At 65.3% G+C, this 18,947-nt stretch carries 13 protein-coding genes and 1 other RNA gene; 7 read left to right on the top strand and 7 right to left on the bottom strand.

Translation table 11 applies throughout. The features are described 5' to 3' along the window. Positions 1-86: 86 nt before the first annotated feature. Positions 87-3,101: a TonB-dependent receptor gene (locus tag AMD14_RS20695; protein WP_011052697.1), complete on the bottom strand. Its 3,015-nt coding sequence runs from the start codon at positions 3,099-3,101 to the stop codon at positions 87-89. 389 nt (positions 3,102-3,490) lie between these two features. On the opposite strand from AMD14_RS20695, the gene AMD14_RS20685 reads away from it, so the two are divergent. Then, complete coding sequence (locus AMD14_RS20685; protein ID WP_015463713.1) at positions 3,491-4,180, top strand: glutathione binding-like protein; 690 nt, start codon at positions 3,491-3,493, stop codon at positions 4,178-4,180. A 327-nt stretch (positions 4,181-4,507) separates the two neighbouring features. Continuing rightward, positions 4,508-6,754, top strand: a complete 2,247-nt coding sequence (locus tag AMD14_RS20680) for a S9 family peptidase (RefSeq protein WP_015463712.1) — start codon at positions 4,508-4,510, stop codon at positions 6,752-6,754. Between the two features lie 251 nt (positions 6,755-7,005). On the opposite strand, the gene AMD14_RS24235 is transcribed toward AMD14_RS20680, so the two are convergent. Further along, on the bottom strand, positions 7,006-7,377 hold the full coding sequence (locus tag AMD14_RS24235; RefSeq protein WP_011052694.1) for a hypothetical protein: 372 nt from the start codon (positions 7,375-7,377) through the stop codon (positions 7,006-7,008). Between the two features lie 304 nt (positions 7,378-7,681). Between AMD14_RS24235 and AMD14_RS20675 the strand changes: the two genes are divergently transcribed. Next, positions 7,682-9,472, top strand: coding sequence for a DUF885 domain-containing protein (locus AMD14_RS20675; protein ID WP_015463711.1), 1,791 nt, complete (start codon positions 7,682-7,684; stop codon positions 9,470-9,472). 98 nt (positions 9,473-9,570) lie between these two features. Here AMD14_RS20675 and AMD14_RS20670 read toward each other — a convergent pair whose 3' ends face one another. After that, positions 9,571-10,041 (bottom strand): hypothetical protein, encoded by a 471-nt coding sequence (locus AMD14_RS20670; protein ID WP_011052691.1) that lies wholly within the window; start codon positions 10,039-10,041, stop codon positions 9,571-9,573. 225 nt (positions 10,042-10,266) lie between these two features. Here AMD14_RS20670 and AMD14_RS20665 point away from each other — a divergent pair, with 225 nt between their 5' ends. Continuing rightward, the gene (locus tag AMD14_RS20665; protein ID WP_005916515.1) at positions 10,267-10,509 is read left to right on the top strand and encodes a hypothetical protein; all 243 of its coding nucleotides are present in this window, start codon (positions 10,267-10,269) and stop codon (positions 10,507-10,509) included. A 218-nt stretch (positions 10,510-10,727) separates the two neighbouring features. Beyond that, complete coding sequence (hemB, locus tag AMD14_RS20655; RefSeq protein WP_005916512.1) at positions 10,728-11,720, top strand: porphobilinogen synthase; 993 nt, start codon at positions 10,728-10,730, stop codon at positions 11,718-11,720. A 44-nt stretch (positions 11,721-11,764) separates the two neighbouring features. Here hemB and AMD14_RS24230 read toward each other — a convergent pair. Next, a non-coding RNA gene (locus AMD14_RS24230) (sX9 sRNA) lies at positions 11,765-11,841 on the bottom strand. A 64-nt stretch (positions 11,842-11,905) separates the two neighbouring features. Next, complete coding sequence (locus tag AMD14_RS20650) at positions 11,906-12,898, bottom strand: SDR family oxidoreductase (RefSeq protein ID WP_011052690.1); 993 nt, start codon at positions 12,896-12,898, stop codon at positions 11,906-11,908. 92 nt (positions 12,899-12,990) lie between these two features. Here AMD14_RS20650 and AMD14_RS20645 point away from each other — a divergent pair, with 92 nt between their 5' ends. Then, on the top strand, positions 12,991-13,905 hold the full coding sequence (locus AMD14_RS20645) for a LysR family transcriptional regulator (RefSeq protein WP_003489849.1): 915 nt from the start codon (positions 12,991-12,993) through the stop codon (positions 13,903-13,905). 129 nt (positions 13,906-14,034) lie between these two features. Here the strand turns inward: AMD14_RS20645 and AMD14_RS20640 are convergent, their stop codons facing one another. Further along, entirely contained in the window at positions 14,035-14,784 is a 750-nt protein-coding gene (locus AMD14_RS20640) for a DNA/RNA non-specific endonuclease (RefSeq protein WP_015471454.1), read from the bottom strand. 230 nt (positions 14,785-15,014) lie between these two features. Between AMD14_RS20640 and AMD14_RS20635 the strand changes: the two genes are divergently transcribed. After that, a complete protein-coding gene (locus AMD14_RS20635) occupies positions 15,015-17,549 on the top strand; it encodes a PepSY domain-containing protein (protein WP_011052688.1) in 2,535 nt (844 codons plus the stop codon). 465 nt (positions 17,550-18,014) lie between these two features. Here the strand turns inward: AMD14_RS20635 and AMD14_RS20630 are convergent, their stop codons facing one another. Next, positions 18,015-18,896 (bottom strand): TolB family protein, encoded by an 882-nt coding sequence (locus AMD14_RS20630; RefSeq protein WP_011052687.1) that lies wholly within the window; start codon positions 18,894-18,896, stop codon positions 18,015-18,017. Positions 18,897-18,947: the final 51 nt, after the last annotated feature.

The raw sequence follows: 18,947 nt of genomic DNA, 5'->3' as shown, positions 1-18,947 counted from the left end.
GTGTACGTTCTCCCGGCAGCCAGGCTGCCGGGAGAACGTGCGGCTTGCTGTAGCGATGCAGTCAGTCCTGCATCGCTACAGCGGTATCACCAGAACTTGTAGCGCAGACCCAGCATGTAGCGCGGGCCGGTCTGGGTGGCATAGATGATCTCGTTCTTCTGCCGGCCATGCTGGCGCTGTATTTCGTTGGTGAGGTTGATCGCTTCCAGGCTCAGCGACAGGTTGTCGGTCCACTTGTAGCCGATGTTCAGATCCAGCTGGCCATAGGCTTCGGTATAGACCGGGTTGGGCAGGCCGCTACCGTCGAAGCGCGCAGCCAGGAACTCGTCGCGCCAGTTGTAGGCCGCACGGACCTGCCATTGTCCCTTGTCGTAGAAGCCGACCAGATTGGCCGAATCGCTCAAGCCTTCCAGCGCGAACTGCTCGCCGATCACATAGTTGTTGTAGGTCAGCCCGGAGTCGACCTTGGTGTAGTTGGCCGACACGCCGAAGCCGCTCTGGCCGAACATGTGCTGCACGTTGAATTCCCAACCGTCCAGCGAGGCCGACCGCTGGTTGGCCGGCGCGGTGATGGAGAAGTTGGCGACCGGGTCGCCCGGCTGCCCGCTGATCGTACCAGTGGCATTGCCATTGGTGTCGTCGGTTCCGCGGACCACGCCCGGCTGGCCGGCGAAGTTGCGGAAGATGTAGTTGCGGATGCAGGTCAGGTCGGCGGTGGCGCAGCCATTGGCCAGCGCCTGGTTCCAGTAGGCGCCGCCCACCGGCGTGTGCAGGCCGAGCGAGGTGTCGTTGCGGGTGGTGACGCCGACGTAGTTGTCGATGTTCTTGCGGAAGAACCCCACCGAGGCGTAGCTCGCCTCGCCGTAATACCACTCCAGCGACAGGTCGATGTTGTGCGACAGCAATGGCTTGAGGCCGGGATTGCCTTCCTGGCCGGAGCCGCCTTCGATGCGGCCGATCTGGTTGAGCGTCTGCCCGCCCTGGATGTCGCCCCAGCCGGGCCGGCCGATGGTTTCGCCGTAGCTGCCGCGCAGCACCAGGTCCTCGCGCAGCTTGAAGCTCAGGTCCAGGCTGGGCAGCCAGTATTCGTACTTGCCGCTGCCACCGGAGAACGCCGAGTCGGCCAGCCGGATCGGCAGCTCGTTGTTGGCAACCCAGTCGATGCCCACGGCCACCGGCACCAGCGCCTGTGCCTGGACCTTGGTTTCTTCGTAACGCACGCCGGCGGCCAGGCTGATCGGCACGCGCAGATCGTCCCAGCTATTGCCCCACTGCAGGTAGGCGTTCTTGGATTTTTCGGTCACGCGGCGGTCGGTGGTGAACACCGGCGAGATGCGGTACAGCGACTCATCGCCAGCGGCTTGCGCAGCGGCCTGGCGCACGCGCTCGAAGTCGAACAGGAACAGCTGGTTGAACTGCGCCGGATTGCCGCTGCCGTCGATCGCATCGAAGTACTGCGCGAACGAGCTGGGAATCCACAGGTCGTCCGCATAATCGGCCGCGGTGCCGTTGCCGCCCCAGGTGTCGCGCTGCACGTTGGAAAACGCCGAGCGGTTCTTGACCTCGGTGCTGCCGATGCCGAACTTCAACTGCGAATAGTTTTCGAAGGTGAAGTCGCCGTTGACCTGCGCCTGATCGATTTCCGACTTCATGTAGCTATTGCGAAACGCCGAGCCGGTGACCAGCGTGCGCGACGGGTCCAGGCCATTCAGCCCGAAGCCCAGCTGCTGCTGCAACACCGGGAAATCCTTGCTGAAATTCACCACCGAGGTGCCGCGGTAGAAGCCGGATACGCCCAGCGAGTTGCTCGACCCGTACGGGCTGTCCGCGCCGGCTTCGGCGGTGGAGCGGTGGATGTCGAAGTTGAGCTTGAACTGATCGTTCACCGCCCAATCCACATTGAAACCCAGCGACTTGTTCTGGTTGCGCGTGGCCGCCTGGGAGCCGGCGGTAGCCAGATCGCTGGTGGGCGGATTGACGATTTCCGAATAGGTAATCGGACCTGCGACCGGTCCCTTGGTCCAGGCGCTGGCGGACGGGCCGTAGTTGAACCACACCGACATCTCGTTGCGTTGCTGCTGGATCTTGTTTTCCGAGTAGGTGTAATCCAGCGTGGTGGTGATGTTGTCCAGCGGCTTGTACTGCAGGGTCAACTGGCCGTTGGTGCGCTGGCGTTCGACGCCGACCACGCGGTAGTTGAGGTTCTGCGGCACCGAATAGATATCGTTCGGACCGGGGCGGTTGACGATGTTTTCCGAACCCGGTGCGCCCGGCTGCGGAATGGTGCCGTAGGCGGTGGAATCGCCACGGAATGCGCGCCAGCCATTGGGGACGCCGACCTGGCTGTAGCCGAAGTCGCGTTCCTGGTAGCTGCCGCTCAGCGACACGCCGAAGCGTCCGTCGGCCGAGGTGTTGCTGAAGATGCCGGAGATTTCCGGCGTCAGCGAATCGCCCTGCAGGCGGCCGGGCAGGTTCTCGTTGGACGCGTCGTGCACACCCTTGAGGCCCACATTGGCATGCATGCCGGGGTTATCCAGCGGCCGGGCGGTCTTGATGTTGATGGTCGCGCCGATCCCGCCGGTGGGCGTGCTGGCACGGCTGGTCTTGAACACCTCGATGCCGGAGATCGATTCGGACGCCAGGTTGGCGAAGTCGAATGCACGCGAGTTGGAGGCGTTGGATTCTTCGATGCTGGCGCCCGGCATCTGCCGTCCGTTCAACAGCACCAGGTTGAAGTCCGGGCCGACGCCACGCACGGTGACGCGCGAGCCTTCGCCCAGCGAACGGTCGATCGACACACCGCTGATGCGCTGCAACGATTCGGCCAGATTGGTATCGGGGAACTTGCCGATGTCTTCGGCCACGATGCCGTCGACAATGCCTTGCGCGTCGCGTTTGACGTTCATCGACGAGGTAAGGCTGCCGCGAATGCCGCTGACCTGGACGGTATCGAGGGTGGCGGGGTCGGCCTGACTGGAACCCGGGACAGTGGATGCCGATTGCGGCGCCGGCGCGGTCTGCGCGGCCAGCGGAGTCGACAAGGCGAACAGCAGGGCAGACGTCAAGCGCCGCGTGCGCGGCAGGGTGCGAGTCTCTCTCACGGTCGTTGCTTCCCCAAACAGAAGATAAGGCCGGCCCCAGGCGGGGCAGGCAAAGGTCGATGAAACAATCCAGCATTTGTTAGTGCGGCCTTAACAAAGTCAATTTGCACTGCAGCATCGGCCGCGACCCTATCGCGCGTCACACATCGTTCCACCGAGCGAGGCGTGTCATGCATCCGTGTGCAAACGCTTGGCCTTACCATCGAGCTTCGATGGCAACGTCTCTCGAGATGCGATGGCACCGACGTAGCGGACGCAAGCCTTGAATGCGCAACCGGCAAGCGGATTCGTCAGGCGCCACGGCGCTTCCGGTCCGACGCCTGCATGCTAGGCATGCCGCCGTGCGTCATGTCTGCCGCAACGACCCCACCTTATGACTGGAGCGCACGATGATCGATCTGTACTACTGGCCCACGCCCAACGGGCACAAAATCACGCTGTTTCTGGAAGAGGCCGGGCTGCAGTACACCCTCAAGCCGGTCAACATCGGCAAGGGCGAACAATTCGAACCGGCATTCCTGCAGATTTCGCCCAACAACAAGATGCCGGCCATCGTCGACCATGCACCGGCCGATGGCGGCGGTGCGCAGAGCGTGTTCGAGTCCGGCGCGATCCTGCTGTATCTGGCCGAGAAGACCGGCCGCTTCCTGCCGCGCGATGCCCGCGGCCGGATCGCTGCACTGGAGTGGCTGTTCTGGCAGATGGGCGGGCTGGGCCCGATGAGCGGTCAGATGGGTCACTTCAACGTCTATGCACCGGAAAAGATTGCGTACGCGATCGAGCGCTACAACGCCGAGGTGCGTCGCCTGCATGGCGTGCTCGACAAGCGCCTGGCCGACCACGCCTTCCTGGCCGGCGACGACTACGGCATTGCCGACATGGCCAGCTATCCGTGGATCGAAGTCTATGGCGACCTCAAACCCGACTACGCCGCCTTCCCCCATCTGAAGCGCTGGCACGACGCCATCGCCGCGCGCCCGGCGACCCAGCGCGCCTACGCGCTCAAGGAGCAGGTCAATCCCAATGCGGGCCAGCCGCTCAGCGATGAAGAGCGCAAGCACCTGTTCGGCAAGCGTTGAAGCAACGTCGTAGCAGCGGTTGCGTAACAGGACACGCGCATCAAACGCGCGCGACACATCAACGGGGCCGCACGAGCCCCTCTCCCCCGGGAGAGGGGTGAGGGTACGGCATCGCCGGAGACTGACAGCGCCCCCCAAGTGCGCTCCCCCGCCATGCGTAGCGACGTGTCAGTCCCCACCGCCCACAGACATCTCGCGATGCGTGCGCATCCCGGGCACCATCAATCCCAACGCGCGCACGCCTGAGCGGCCAACGCCAGGATCGCCGCGCTTCTCAAATCCCTAGTGCCCCCGCATCCTGTGCGCAGCCGTCAGACAGGATCATCGATGCGCGCCCTGCTGGTCACCCTTGCCCTCATGCTCAGCACCATTCCCATGGCCCACGCCGAAAAACTCACCCTGGAGGCCATCACCGGCCCGTTGCCGCTTTCCGGTCCCACGTTGATGAAGCCCAGGGTGGCGCCGGATGGCTCGCGCGTGACCTTCCTGCGCGGCAAGGACAGCGATCGCAACCAGCTGGATCTGTGGGAATACGACATCGCCAGCGGCCAGACGCGCCTGCTGGTCGATTCCAAGGTCGTGCTGCCCGGCACCGAGGTCCTGAGCGATGTCGAAAAAGCCCGCCGTGAACGTCAGCGCATCGCCGCGTTCACCGGCATCGTCGATTACCAATGGGCGCCGGATGCGCATGCGCTGCTGTTCCCGCTCGGTGGCGAGTTGTATCTGTACGACCTGCGCAAGACCGGCGCGGCCGCGGTACGCAAACTCACCCACGGCGAAAACTTCGCCACCGACGCCAAGCTCTCGCCCAAGGGCGGCTTCGTCAGCTTCGTGCGTGAGCGCAATCTGTGGGTGATCGAGTTGGCCAGTGGCAACGCGCTGCAGCTTACCCAGGATGGTAGCGAGACCATCGGCAATGGCGTGGCCGAATTCGTCGCCGACGAAGAAATGGAGCGTCACACCGGCTATTGGTGGGCGCCGGACGATTCGGCGATCGCCTTCGCGCGCATCGACGAAGCGCAGGTGCCAGTGCAAAAGCGCCCGGAAGTGTATGCCGACCATACCGAGGTGATCAGCCAGCGCTATCCGCAGGCCGGCCAGCCGAATGTAGCGGTGCAGCTAGGTGTGATCGCACCGCGCGCCAAGGCCACCCCGCGCTGGATCGACCTGGGCAAGAACCCGGACATCTATCTGGCGCGCGTGGATTGGCGCGATGCACAGCGCCTGACCTTCCAGCGCCAGTCGCGAGACCAGAAAACCCTCGAGCTGATCGAAACCACGCTGGCCAGCGGTGCGCAGCGCACGCTCATCACCGAAACCTCGCCCACCTGGGTGCCGCTCAGCAACGACCTGCGGTTTCTCAAGGATGGCCGCTTTCTCTGGAACTCCGAACGCAGCGGCTACGCGCATTTGTATCTTGCATCCGACGACGGCCGCACGCTGACGCCGCTGACCTCGGGCAACTGGGTGGTCGATGCCCTGCTCGCCGTCGACGAGCAGGCCGGCACGGTGTATTTCGCCGCAAGCAAGGACGGGCCTACGCAAACGCATCTTTACGCCGTGCCCCTGGCCGGCGGCGCGATCGAAAAGCGTTCGGCCACCAACGGCACGCACGCGGCCAGTTTTGCCAACAACGCCAGCGTGTACGTCGATACCTGGTCCAACAGCACCACGCCTCCGCAGATCGAGTTGTTCCGCGCCAGTGGCGAAAAGATCGCCACACTGCTGAACAACGACCTGACCGACTCGCAGCATCCGTACGCCAGATACCGCGATGCGCAGCGCCCGATCGCATTCGGCACGCTCACCGCCGCCGACGGCAAGACACCGCTGCACTACCGGCTGACCAAGCCGGAGCACTTCGATCCGGCCAAGCGCTACCCGGTGATCGTTTACGTGTACGGTGGCCCGGCAGCGCAGACCGTGCTCGATGCCTGGCCCAGCCGCGGCGATGCCTTGTTCGACCAGTACCTGGCCCAGCGCGGGTACGTGGTGTTTTCGCTGGACAACCGCGGCACTCCGCGGCGCGGGCGCGAGTTCGGTGGCGCGCTGTACGGCAGGCAGGGCACGGTGGAAGTGGACGACCAGCTGCAAGGCGTGGCCTGGCTCAGGCAACAGTCCTGGGTGGATGCCAAGCGCATCGGCGTGCAGGGCTGGTCCAATGGCGGCTACATGACCCTGATGCTGCTGGCCAAGCGCAGCGATGCCTATGCCTGCGGCGTGGCCGGCGCGCCGGTCACCGATTGGGGCCTGTACGACACGCATTACACCGAGCGCTATATGGATCTGCCGGCTCGCAACGCTGCAGGCTACCGCGACGCACGCATCGCCACGCATCTGGATGGCCTGCGCGCCAAGCTCCTGCTAATCCACGGCATGGCCGACGACAATGTGCTGTTCACCAATTCCACCGCGCTGATGAGCGCGCTGCAGCAACGCGGCACCCCATTCGAATTGATGACGTATCCCGGTGCGAAGCATGGGTTGTCGGGCGCCACGGCGCTGCATCGTTACAAGACTGCCGAAGCGTTTATTGAACGCTGCTTGGGATCATCTTGGGGCCCCGACGTCTGATTGAATACGTCTGTTCGAGACTGACGAAAGCTGCGGAAAACAGGGAGTGACCACTACTCCTTGGTCAGAGATTCCAACTTTCTACTCAATAAAAAAATAGATGGCTTCATGCATAGTGTTGAAGCAGGGTGACCGTTGTAGAAAGCAGGGCTCTCGTCTGGATGCAGGCTTGAGCGTGGAGAGAGTGCAGTGCTCGCAAGACACTCCGTGCTTACTGCACTTCAAACCAAGCGTTATCCGGAAGGCGCCGTTTAATGGTCGAACGGAACTTTTTCAGGCCGTTGCTTTCCTTTCCACTGGCCCTGCTTCTTCGCCTGGGGACAAATACTCATGTACTGGCCCACTGCGGTGACGGCGGTCTGTGTCCAGACGTTGAAGCAAACATTGCCAACACAACATGGTCCGGTACTCGTTGGCCATGGACAATAGCCTGGAACAGCGACCCAGGTTCCGGAGATCGGATCAATCGGCGTCCAGTTTTTGTCCTCGTCTTTGCACCCCTGGGTACAAAAAACAAAGGGATCATTGCTGCGGCATGCCAGCTCTTGATAAACACTTTGTCCCGCTGCGCTAGCCGCCTGAGTGAACAGAAGAACTGCAAACATCCCTATCCAGCGTTTCATGACAATTCCTTGAGTGCTGATTCTTGAAGTGTACGTTCTACCTATGGTAAGTCAAAGTCGGTATGCGTGCAGCTGGCCTCTGTAGTAAGCGTGTGAAAGCAGGTGCGCAGTGCCAAATCCATGAGGGGGCCAGTCTTTCTGTTTTTCCCGCTTAATGCATGAATCGCTTCGCCTGTCTCCTTGCATCGATTCTTTGTGTGCGGCGAGGAAGTGGACTGTGGCAGCAGGCACGATGACCTTCGGCAGGTTGTCGGCGCCGCGTGCTCCGCGTACGGTCGCGCATCGCCCTGTTGGAATCTTCTCGATGAAGCCTCTTGTGATTACCGTCGCTCTGGCGCTAGGCACCTGTTTGCCGCTCCAGGCGCAGACCAGCCAAAGCATTGCCAAGGTACCCGCCAGCCCGGCCTGGGTGCAGACCAGCAACGGCTATGCGCAGATCCTGCTCAATGCGCAGGCGCCGTTCCAACCCGAATACGCCAGCTTCTTCGGCGTGCCCGGCTACGACGATCAGGTCGTCGACCTCGGTCCGGACAACGCCGCGCGCTATCGCGATGCCATGCGCAAGGCGCGCGCCACGCTGCAAACGAAGTTGACCACCGAGCGCGATGCCAACGTGCGCCAGGACCTGCAGATCATGATCGGCGCGGCCGAGCAGAACATCGAAGGCAGCGAGCTCAACGAGCGGTATCTGTTGCCCTGGAGCGATGCTCCCGAGGCGGTCTTCAGTGGCCTCAACGGTCTGCTCTCCGACCAAACCGTGCCCGAGCGCCGCGCCAAGGCGCTGGATCGCCTCAAGCGTTACGTCGGCCTGGTACCGGGAAGCACGCCCACCACCACGCTGGCGCGCCAGCGCTACGAGGAGAAGCTGAGCAACAAGGCGTTGCTGCAGCCCACCCAGCGCGAAGTCGAGCAGGCACTGGCCAATGTGGACACGTATGTGGCCGGTATTGGCGAGCTGTTCGCCAAGTACAAGATCGCCGGCGCCGACGAGGCGCTCAAGGCGATGTCCATGCAACTCAAGGACTACGCCGCCTGGACCCGCAGCACCGTGCTGCCCAAGGCGCGCAAGGACACCCGCCTGCCCGAGCCGCTGTATGCCTTTCAGCTCAAGCAGGTCGGGATCGATATCGCCCCGCAGCAGTTGATCCAGCGCGCGCAACTGGAGTTCATGGAGACGCGCTCGGCCATGCGCCAACTGGCGCCGCTGGTGGCCAAGGCCAAGGGCGTGCAGGGCGGCGATTATGTGCAGGTGATCCGCGCCCTCAAGGGCAACAAGATCGCCGACGACCAGTTGGAAACCCACTACCGCGGCGTGATCGATCAGATCGACCCGATCATCCGCCAGCAGCGCATCGTCGATGTGCCCAACCGCCCGATGCAGATGCGCCTGGGCAGCGCCGCAGAAAGCGCGGCCCAACCGGCCCCGCACTTCCTGCCGGCCCCATTGATCGGCAATACCGGCCAGCAGGGCCAGTTCGTGTTGCCGCTGGGCAACCCGACCGCCGATGGCGCCAAGAAGGAGCAGTACGACGACTTCAACTTCGGCTCGGCCGCCTGGACGCTTAGCGCCCACGAAGGCCGCCCTGGCCACGAACTGCAGTTCACCGCCATGGTCGAACGCGGCGTCTCGCTGGCGCGCAGCATGTTCGCCTTCAACTCGGTCAACGTCGAGGGTTGGGCGCTGTATGCCGAAGCGGAAATGGTGCCGTACGAACCGCTCGACGGCCAGCTCATCGCCCTGCAGTTCCGCCTGTTGCGCGCCGCCCGCGCCATGCTCGACCCGATGCTCAACCTGGGCCTGATCGACCGCGAACGCGCGCGCCAGGTACTGGAAGACGACGTCGGCCTGTCGCCGGCCATGACCCGCCAGGAACTGGACCGCTACACCGTCCGCGCGCCCGGCCAGGCCGGCAGCTACTTCTACGGCTACACCCGCATCCTCGAACTGCGCATGCGCACCGAACTGGCCCTGGGCAAGAAGTTCGACCGCCTGGCCTTCAACAACTTCCTGCTCGACCAGGGACTGCTGCCACCGGACCAGCTGGCCAAGGCGGTGGAGACGCAGTTCATTCCCGCGCAACAAGCCAAGCGCTAACCAGCTCCGGCGGATGCAAAACCACAGGGCGCAATGGAAGGCTGCAAACAGTCATCCATCGCGCCCTGGTGCATTGATGCAGGTGAATCTTGCGGGCTTTACCGCGTCGCCGGCGGAACATCCGGTGCCGGGCGCTGCTCCGCCCCTGCCGGCACCCAGATCGCCACACCCGCCGCGCGCTTCTGGGTGGTGGGGATGCCGATCCCCAAGCCGCCGCCGACGTGGCCGCCATAGCTGCCACCGCCGACCGACAGGCCGCCGCCGGAGCGTTCGGAGCCCACGCCGACGATGACCACGCCGTTGGCGCCGAGCTTGGCGGCTTCGCGCTTGAGGCGTTGGACGGCGGCGTCGGTCTGGCCCTGGGTGCCGAAGCCGGCGGCGCTGGTCGATTCGAGCTGGGCGATTTCCACCGAGCCGACCGGTGCGTTGGAATACACCTGCACCTGTGCCGGGTCGATCGGCGCGCGCGCCTGGCCCAGCATCACCTTGGAGCTGCTGGCGCAGCTGGCCAGCAAGGCGGCGGTGGCCGCCGCGATGGCCACGTTCCTGATCAGCGATTGCTTGTGCATGGTGGACCCCCCCTTGGGTAATGAAAGCTGGGTAATGAAAGCCGGGTAGCGGCCGGCGATGATCCGGCGCCTGGACTGAATCGCGCCGCACTTTGGCGCACCCTAGCCATGCCGGTGTGAGGCTGCCGCCAAACCGCCATTGGTCATGATGACCACTCGCCCACGGTGTGGGGACGGCCGTGCCGGTAAGCTCGTGCTTTCTTCAAGACGAGGTGGCACGTGGGATTGATCAGCCTGTTGTGGGGCATCGTGGCGCTGCTCTGGATGGTGTTGGCCTTCATCCCGCTGCTGGGGTGGGGCAACTGGTTCCTGATTCCGTTCGCGGCGGTGGGCGCGCTGATCGCCGCCGTCGCGCTGTTGTTCACCTCGGCAGGCAACCGCGGCCGTGCCAAGACCGGCCTGGTGCTCAATGGCCTGGTGATCGTGGTCGGGGTGATCCGCTTGAGCCTGGGTGGCGGGATTATCTAAGAGGATCTCGACGAGGCAGCGATGCACGTGCGCGCCGGCGCGTGTCGCGTGCGCGAGGCGAGTGGGGCCTGTGTAGACAGCGTGCGATGCGCTGCCGATGTGCCGTCAGGCGCACGCATCCAGCACGGTTGCCGTTGCAGCGCTGCGACACTGCGTCGCAGCGCGTCCTGCGCGTGATGGCGGGCGTAAACTGATGCGCTGTCTACAGGAGCCTTGTCATGGCCCACCCGCACTACCGCCCCCGCCGCATGCGCCACGATGCGTTTTCGCGTCGGTTGATGCGCGAAAACACGCTGACCACCGATGACCTGATCTGGCCGGTGTTCGTGCACGAATTGTCTGGCCGCGCGCCGATTGCGTCGATGCCGGGCGTGGAACGCCTGTCGCTGGACGAGTTGCTGCGCGAAGCGGAAAACGCGCTGGAATTGGGCATCCCGGTGATCGACCTGTTCCCGGTGATCGACCCGGCCGGCAAGAGCCTGGATGCGGCCGAGGCCTGGAACCCGGACGGCCTGGCGCAGCGCGCGGTGCGTGCCTTGAAGTCGCGCTTTCCGGAGCTGGGCGTCATGACCGACGTGGCGCTGGACCCGTACACCACCCACGGCCAGGACGGCATCATCGACGCCAAGGGTTATGTGCTCAACGAGATCACGGTCGAGGCACTGGTCAAGCAATCGTTGTCGCATGCGCAGGCGGGCGTGGACATCATTTCGCCTTCGGACATGATGGATGGCCGCATCGGTGCGATCCGCCGCGCGCTCGATGCCGACGATCATCTCAACGTGCGCATCATGGCGTATTCGGCCAAGTACGCCTCGGCGTTCTACGGCCCGTTCCGCGATGCGGTGGGCAGCGCCGGCAATCTGGGCAAGGCCGACAAGACCACCTACCAGATGGACCCGGCCAACGGCGACGAAGCCTTGCGCGAGATCGCCCTGGATCTGGAAGAAGGCGCGGACATGGTGATGGTCAAGCCAGGCATGCCGTATCTGGATGTGGTGCGCCGGGTGAAGGAGGAATTCCGGGTGCCGACCTTTGCGTACCAGGTCAGCGGCGAGTACGCGATGCTCAAGGCGGCAGCGGCCAATGGCTGGCTGGACGAGCGCAAGTGCGTGCTCGAGGCGTTGATGGCCTTCAAGCGTGCCGGTGCCGATGGCGTGCTGACCTATTTCGCCCCGCAAGTGGCGCGTTGGTTGCGCGAAACACGCTGAGCGCGAGCGCCTGCGGCCACGTCGCCGCAGGCGCATCTTAGAGCGGCCAACAAAACGTAGCGAGCAGCCGTCAGGTGGGTGCGGACGGCGCGCTCAGAACCGCAGTGTGTGGGTGGTACATGCCGATTCCGAGCACCGGCCGCGCCCGCCTGGCGGCTGCGCAGTCGTTTGTTAGCTGCTCCTGGTCAGTGCGCTGGTGCCAGCAACGGTGTCGGCAGGCAGCCTAATCCGGCGAGCGTCGCCTCGACGGCGTCGTCCAGGGGTGTGTGCGGTTCCTCGCCCAGTACCTCGCGCAGGCGCGTATTGCGCAGGCGCAGCGGGTTGCGCCACAGCGGGCGGATCTCGCGCAGTTCGCGTGCCAGCGGCACGAACGGGCTGGCCAGCGGCAGTGCCCACCACGGAAAGCGGCGCAGTGCTGGTTGCGCGCCGCCGTGGCGCACGACCACCCGGCCGATCGCCGCGGCCATCTGCGTACCGTCTGCATCCCAGTGCCCGGCCATGTGCAGGCGGCAGAACGCTGGCAGCGTGTCGCGGCGCTGCAGCAGCCGCAGCATGCATTGCGCAACGTCGGGCAGGTAGGCCCATTGATGGCCAACGCCCGGCGCGCCGGGCAGGGTCACCGTGGCGACCGGGCGCCCTGCGGTGACCAGCCCCTGCGCGAACCAGCTGTTGCGCGCGCGCGGGCCGAAGTAGTCGCCGGCGCGCACGATCAACGCCCGCGCGCCGTGCGCGGTGGCGGCCTGCAGGCGGCGCTCCATCTCGACCCGGATCGCGCCTTTGCGGCTGGTCGGCGTCTGCGGCGCCTCCTCGTCCGGCGATGGATAGGCGCTGGGGCCGTAGTTGTAGACGGTGCCAGGCAGCACGAGGGTGGCGCCTTCGGCGCGAGCCGCGGCGATACTGTTGTCGAGCATCGGCAGCACCAGCTCTGACCAGCGCCGGTAGCCGGGCGGATTGACCGCATGCACGATCACCGCACAACCGTGCGCTGCCTGCAGGACATCGTGCCGTTGCATGGCGTCGCCGCGGCGCCAGTCGATGCCATCGCGCTGCTCGGCGGTGGCCGCCAACCCGCGTTGCAACGCACGCACCTGCCATCCTGCATCGCGCAGTTGCCGCGCCAGTTCGCCCCCGATGCCGCCACTGGCGCCCAGTACCAGGGCGGTTGCTGTCTGTGTCATGGGTCTGCTCCGCTGTCGAGATGCGGCCAGTGTGGATAAGCCGTGGCTACGAATAAATTGCCGAAGCTGCGCGTGCAGCTATACATTTATGTATGGCCGACACGATCAGCTGGGAGCTTTACCGGTCCTTCCTTGCGGTGCTGGAGGAGGGCTCGTTGTCGGCAGCGGCACGCGCGCTGGGTCTGACCCAGCCCACCATCGGGCGGCATGTCGCAGCGTTGGAGGACCTGCTGGCGGTGCCGCTGTTCGTCCGTTCGCAAACCGGGCTACTGCCGACCGACGCCGCACAGGCGTTGCGCAGCCATGCACGGGCGATGGCCGACATTGCCGCGGCGTTGCAGCGCGCAGCCAGCCGTCATGGTGAGGCGGTGCAGGGCACGGTCAGGATCTCGGCCAGCGAGGTGGTCGGTGCGGAAATCCTGCCGCCGATCCTGGCTGCGTTGCGTGCTGCGCATCCGCAGCTGCGCATGGAACTGGTGTTGAGCAATCGGGTGCAGGATCTGCTGCACCGCCAAGCCGATGTGGCGGTGCGCATGATCCGGCCGCAGCAGGACCTGCTGGTGGCGCGTCGCGTCGGCAAGGTCGCGATCGGGCTCCACGCTCATCCGGACTATGTGGACCGGCATGGCCTGCCGCAGCGCCCGGAGGATCTGGCCCAGCATGCGCTGGTAGGTTTCGACACGGACACCCCGTTTCTGCGCGGCGCGCGCAAGGGCTTCCCGTTTTGGGAACCTGCGGCCTTCGCGCTACGGGCCGACAGCGATCTGGCACAGCTGGCGCTGATCCGCGCCGGGTGCGGCATTGGCTTCTGCCAGGCGATGTTGGCACGGCGAACGCCGGGCCTGCTGCCGGTGTTGCCGCAGCAGGTCGGCGTTGCCCTGGACGTCTGGGTCACGATGCATCAAGACCTGCGCGCCAGCGCTGCCTGCAGTGCGGTGTTCGCGGCCCTGGCAGATGGATTGGCCGCGCACTGCGCCGCGCCGGACGCTGGCCTCGGCAGCAACTGACAGCGGCTGGGTGACTGCGCCCTGCGTGGCATCCAGCCGCTGCGATCAACGAGTCCGTTTGCCGTTTGCGTGCGATGTCCGCCTGCGCGACGCGATGCAGCCGACCGCCGCACGCACAGGTGGCCATCCTTACGGCAGCACCAGCGCGATCGCGTGCGACTTCACGCTGGCGCTGAGCGAGGGGAACGGGTCGACGTTGGTCATCACGACGAGGTCGTCGATCGACACCACGTCGCAATTGATGCTGCTGTCGTTGACGCACAGATACGCGCCGGCGCCCACGCCCGGTTCATAGATCGCCTTCCACACATATGCCGGGACGACGACCTTGTCGGTGCCGATGGTCGGTGCAGTGCCGCTGTCGAACGCCGGGCCGGTCACCACGTACAACTCGCCGTGTTGCTTGGCCAGCTGACGCACCTGCTCTTCGATGTGCGCCCACTCTCCGGTGTTGAGCTTGTGGTCCTGCGGGACGACGTTGGCCATGGAAAAGGTTTCTTTTTCCGAGCTTTCGGTCGATGCATCGCCGGCCGGCGTCATGTGCCCGCGGTCGTAGCCGGTGTTGGTGTAGTCGGAGCTTTTGGAGCGGTCGGCGGCCGGAATGCCGGTTTCATCGTGAAACGAGCCGACCCGGCCGATCGCCTCGGCACCGGCGACCTGCTGGTCGGTGAGATGCTCGGCCGAATATGCCGGGTCCTTGGTCACGCCCGAGGCCAGGAGCACGTATTCGGTGTGGCAGATCTCGGTGGTGCGGGTCGTGCTGCTCACGCTAGGCGGGGTGCCGTTCGCGTAAAGAGTGGGACAACGGGTCGTGGCGGCCGCCACGGAGGTCGTGCACAACACTGCCAGGGCCACACAACCGCGCAGGAAGAAGGACATTGCAGAGCTCGCTTGCCAAGGGGAGTGAGGAAGGTGGCGATGCGCGATGTCCGAACGATGACCGCGCCATGTGCGGCAGATGACGGCGAGGCAGAACGCATCCGACAAGACGGACCGTTTCCGGTGCGTGGCGTGCAGCGGGACGCGGGCCGCCATCGGCATCGATGCAGATCGGATGCGAGACTCATTCTCATCTACAATGGCCGGCCGTCCTGTTTCGTGGCCAGGTCTTGATCAAGACGCTCCTGTTCCAGCTGCATTGGCTGCTCGGCATCACTGCCGGGCTGGTGCTGTCGGTGATGGGGTTGACCGGCGCGGCGATGTCGTTCGAAAACGAGATCGTGCGCATGGCCAATCCGGCCATTGCGCAACTGGCGCAGCGGCATGCGGCGGGCGAGCGGGCCTTGCCGGTGGATGTGCTGCTGCAACGGCTCGATCTGGCGCCAGCCGGTGCGGGGCAAAAACAGGCGGTGACGCGCCTGTTGATCGACCCCACCGGTGCGCGCCCGTCTGCCGCGCGTCTTTCCGGCAAGGGCGCGGGCCGGGTGTACTTCGACCCCTACACGGGTGAGCGGGTCGCGCCGCCGCGGCTGAGTACAGCGTTTGCCTTCATCGAAGACCTGCACCGCAACCTGACGGCCGGCAAACGCGGGCAGGCGGTCACCGGTGCGGGCGCCCTCATCTTGCTGTTCTTCTGCGCATCGGGGCTATATCTGCGCTGGCCGCGACGGTGGTGGAGCCCGCGCACCTGGTGGGTGGTGGAATGGCGACGGCAGGGGCGCAGTTTTTTGTGGAGCCTGCATGCGGTGTTCGGCACCTGGTGCTTGCTGGTGTATTTGCTGGTCGCGCTGACCGGGCTGACCTGGTCCTACCCCTGGTATCGCGATGGCATGGTGGCCTTGCTCGGCGGCCCGCCTGCGATACGTGGCGACAAAGGCGATAGCCGCCCGGCCACCGTCGATCTTGCACGCGTGCAGCGCACGCTCGATGGCATTCCCGCCACGCGCAGCGCCGCCCTGGATCTGCGCATTCCCACGCGCGCCGGGCAGCCGTTGAATGTGCGGTTCTTGCCCGACAATCCGGCTCACGATCGCGCCTACAACAGTCTTGATATCGCGCCGGACAGCGGAGCACTGCTGCAGCGCCAGGACTACGCGCTGCTGCCGCGCGGGCAGCAATTGGCGGTGAGCATGTTCCCGCTGCATTCGGGCAGTTTCTTCGGGTTGCCCGGGCGCATCGTGGTGATGCTGGCCAGCCTGGGCATGTCGGTGTTCTTCGTCACCGGCTGGATGCTATATCTGGATCGGCGCCGCAAAAAACGTGCGCTGCGCGCGGCGCGCAAGGTGTTGCAAGGCGCAGCACCGGCCTCGCAGGCGGCACCATGGTTGATTGCGTTTGCCAGCCAGAGCGGTTTTGCCGAGCGCCTGGCGTGGCAGGCCGCCGGGCATCTGCAGGCTGCCGGCTTGCCGGTGCAGGTGCGCTCGCTGGCGCAGCTGGATGCACAGGCACTGCAACGCACCGGGCATGCGTTGTTTGTGATCAGCACGTTTGGCGATGGCGAACCCCCGGATGCGGCACGCGGTTTCGAGCGTGGGCTGCTGCGGCAACGCCTGGAATTGCCGCACCTGGCCTACGCGGTGCTGGCGCTGGGAGACCGCCAATACGCGCAGTTCTGCGGGTTCTCGCGGCGTGTCGAACAGTGGCTGGATGCGCAAGGTGCACGCGCCCTGTTTCCTGCGGTGGAACTGGACAACGTCGACCCGCAGGCGCTGGCGCACTGGCATGCGCAGCTGGGCCAGATCGCCGGTGCACCCATGAACGTGGCGCCGCTGGCACGCCCCAGATTGACCGAATGGACCCTGTCCTCGCGCACGCATCTGAATCCGGGCAGCCAGGGGGCGCCGATCTGGCGTATCGATCTGCAGCCACCCGCCGATGCGCAGTGGCAGGCCGGCGACATCCTCGAAGTGCAGCCTGCGCATGCCCAGGCGCAGGTGCGCACCTGTCTGGCGGCATGGGGCCTGGCGCCGGACGCACTGGTGCATGTGGATGCGCAGCTGCTGCCATTGCAGCAGGCTGCCGCCGAGCGCGTACTGCCCGAGCCGCCCGCGATGCCGCTTGCCCATCGCCCTGATCCGCAAACCTGGCTGGACGCATGCGCCTGGCTGCCCACACGCGATTATTCGCTCGCCAGCGTACCGGCTGACGCCACTGCGATGGTGGTGGTGCGGCTGACGGCGCGTGCCGATGGCAGTCCCGGTCTGGGTTCGGGCTGGTTGATCTGCCACGCGGCGATCGGCGCGCCGGTGCGCGCACGGTTGCGCACCAATCCCGGGTTCCATCGGCTCGAAACGATGCCGATGGTCTTGATCGGTAACGGCACCGGCATTGCGGGCCTGCGCGCGCTGCTACGCGAGGCCGAGTTGGCCGGCGTGCATGGGCACTGGTTGTTGTTTGGCGAACGGCATGCGGCGCACGACCGCCTGTTCGCCGACGAGCTGCAGGTCTGGCAGGCGAGTGGGCATCTACAGCAGCTGGAATGGGTGTTTTCGCGCGATCAACCACAAAAACGCTACGTGCAGCATCACTTGCGCGACGCCGGCGACACGTTGCGACACTGGATCGACCGAGGTGCGGTGATTTACGTCTGCGGCAGTCTGGACAGCATGGCGCGCGAGGTCGATGCGGCATTGCGCGAAGTACTCGGCGACACGCGTCTGGACTCATTGACCGCGGCGGGGCGTTATCGACGCGATGTGTACTGAGCGCGGCGATGACGGCACCAGCCCCGCTTTACATCGGCTAGCAGAACCTGGCGAGTGAGCACTGTGCGGGTGCGCAGAGTGTAGAACCGCAGATCACCGTGGACGACGGATACGCGCCCACTTCGGGTGGCGAGCGTTCTACGTTTGCATGGCATTGGTGCAGCGTTGTATCGGTTTACGACCTGTTGGACGCATCAATAAATCCTCGCCGGTCGAGCGTGCGGTGTCCTCGTCGCTCGCGGGACACGCCATGAACCCATTCCTGAGGCTCAATGGCGGCATCCATGCCGCCAACGGTGCCGCAAGCGTGGGAGAGCACCACGCCAGTCAGTTCGCTGGTTGTTTATTGAAGAATGAGGACTTCGCGTCGCACGGCTTGCTAGTCACCTCATCGGAGGCGATCAGCAGCTCTGCGGCGAATGCCCAGATAACATCTTCTCGATCTGACCGATGCACCCATCCACCTCAACGGCAACTCGCATCGCCATCGGCTGCCGGTGCCTTCATCCGGTAAATGTCCAACTGCCCTGCGCGCGGCGCGCGAGCACTGCCGGTCACCAGCAATTCGCCGGGCTTGGCCGTATCCACGACCGCGCCGAAAGTGCGCTCCTGCGGCCCGTTGAACGACAGCGGCAGCGGCGAGCCCTGTACAAAATGCCCGTCCTTGCAGATGGCCAGCAGCAACTGGCTGGGGTCATCGGTCTTCCCGCGCGCCCATACCAGCGCGCGCCCGTCGCCGAGCCAGGCGGCGTCCAGCTCGTCGGCTGCGCTGTTGATGTCGACCAAGGCCACCGGCGCAGTGAACGCCTGCCCATCCCAGTGCGCGACGAATAGATCCATGCCGCCAGCACCGCCATGCCCGTCGCTGGCGAACAGCAGGCGTGTGCCGTCCAGCGACAGCGTCGGTGCGCGCTCGTTGCCGGCGCTGTCGATCGCTGCGCCCAGCGATTGCACCGGGCCGACGGCGCCTTGCGCATCCACCGGTGCACGGTACAGGTCGCTGCCGCCCGCGCCGCCTGGCCGGGTGGAGGCGAACAGCAGCCAGCGGCCGTCGGCACTGAACAATGGGGTGGTCTCGTCCTGCGCGGTATTGATCGGCAGCGGCTGCGCGTCCTGCCAGCGCCCGCCGCGCAGCTGCGCCTGCCACAGATCCCAGCCGCCGGTGCCACCGGTCCGGTCGCTGGCCCAAACGATGCGCTGTCCGTCCGGGCTGAGCGTGGCGCGTGCCTCGTTGGCCGGCGTGGAGACCACACCCATGCCCTCGATGCCGAATTCAGCAAGCCCCGAAGCGGACGGGACGCAGAGTAAACTTGCCGCCAGCGTGAGCAGCGTCCATCGATAGTGCATGCGGTGTTCCTGCCTCAAGAGCGGCTCTAAGTCGCGCACAGTCTAGTCAAC

This window comes from Xanthomonas citri pv. citri (genome assembly GCF_000961215.1).
In the GTDB taxonomy this organism is placed as follows: Bacteria; Pseudomonadota; Gammaproteobacteria; order Xanthomonadales; family Xanthomonadaceae; genus Xanthomonas; species Xanthomonas cissicola.
Note: the sequence above shows the minus strand (reverse complement) of the source record. Positions and strands in the feature narration are given on the sequence as shown.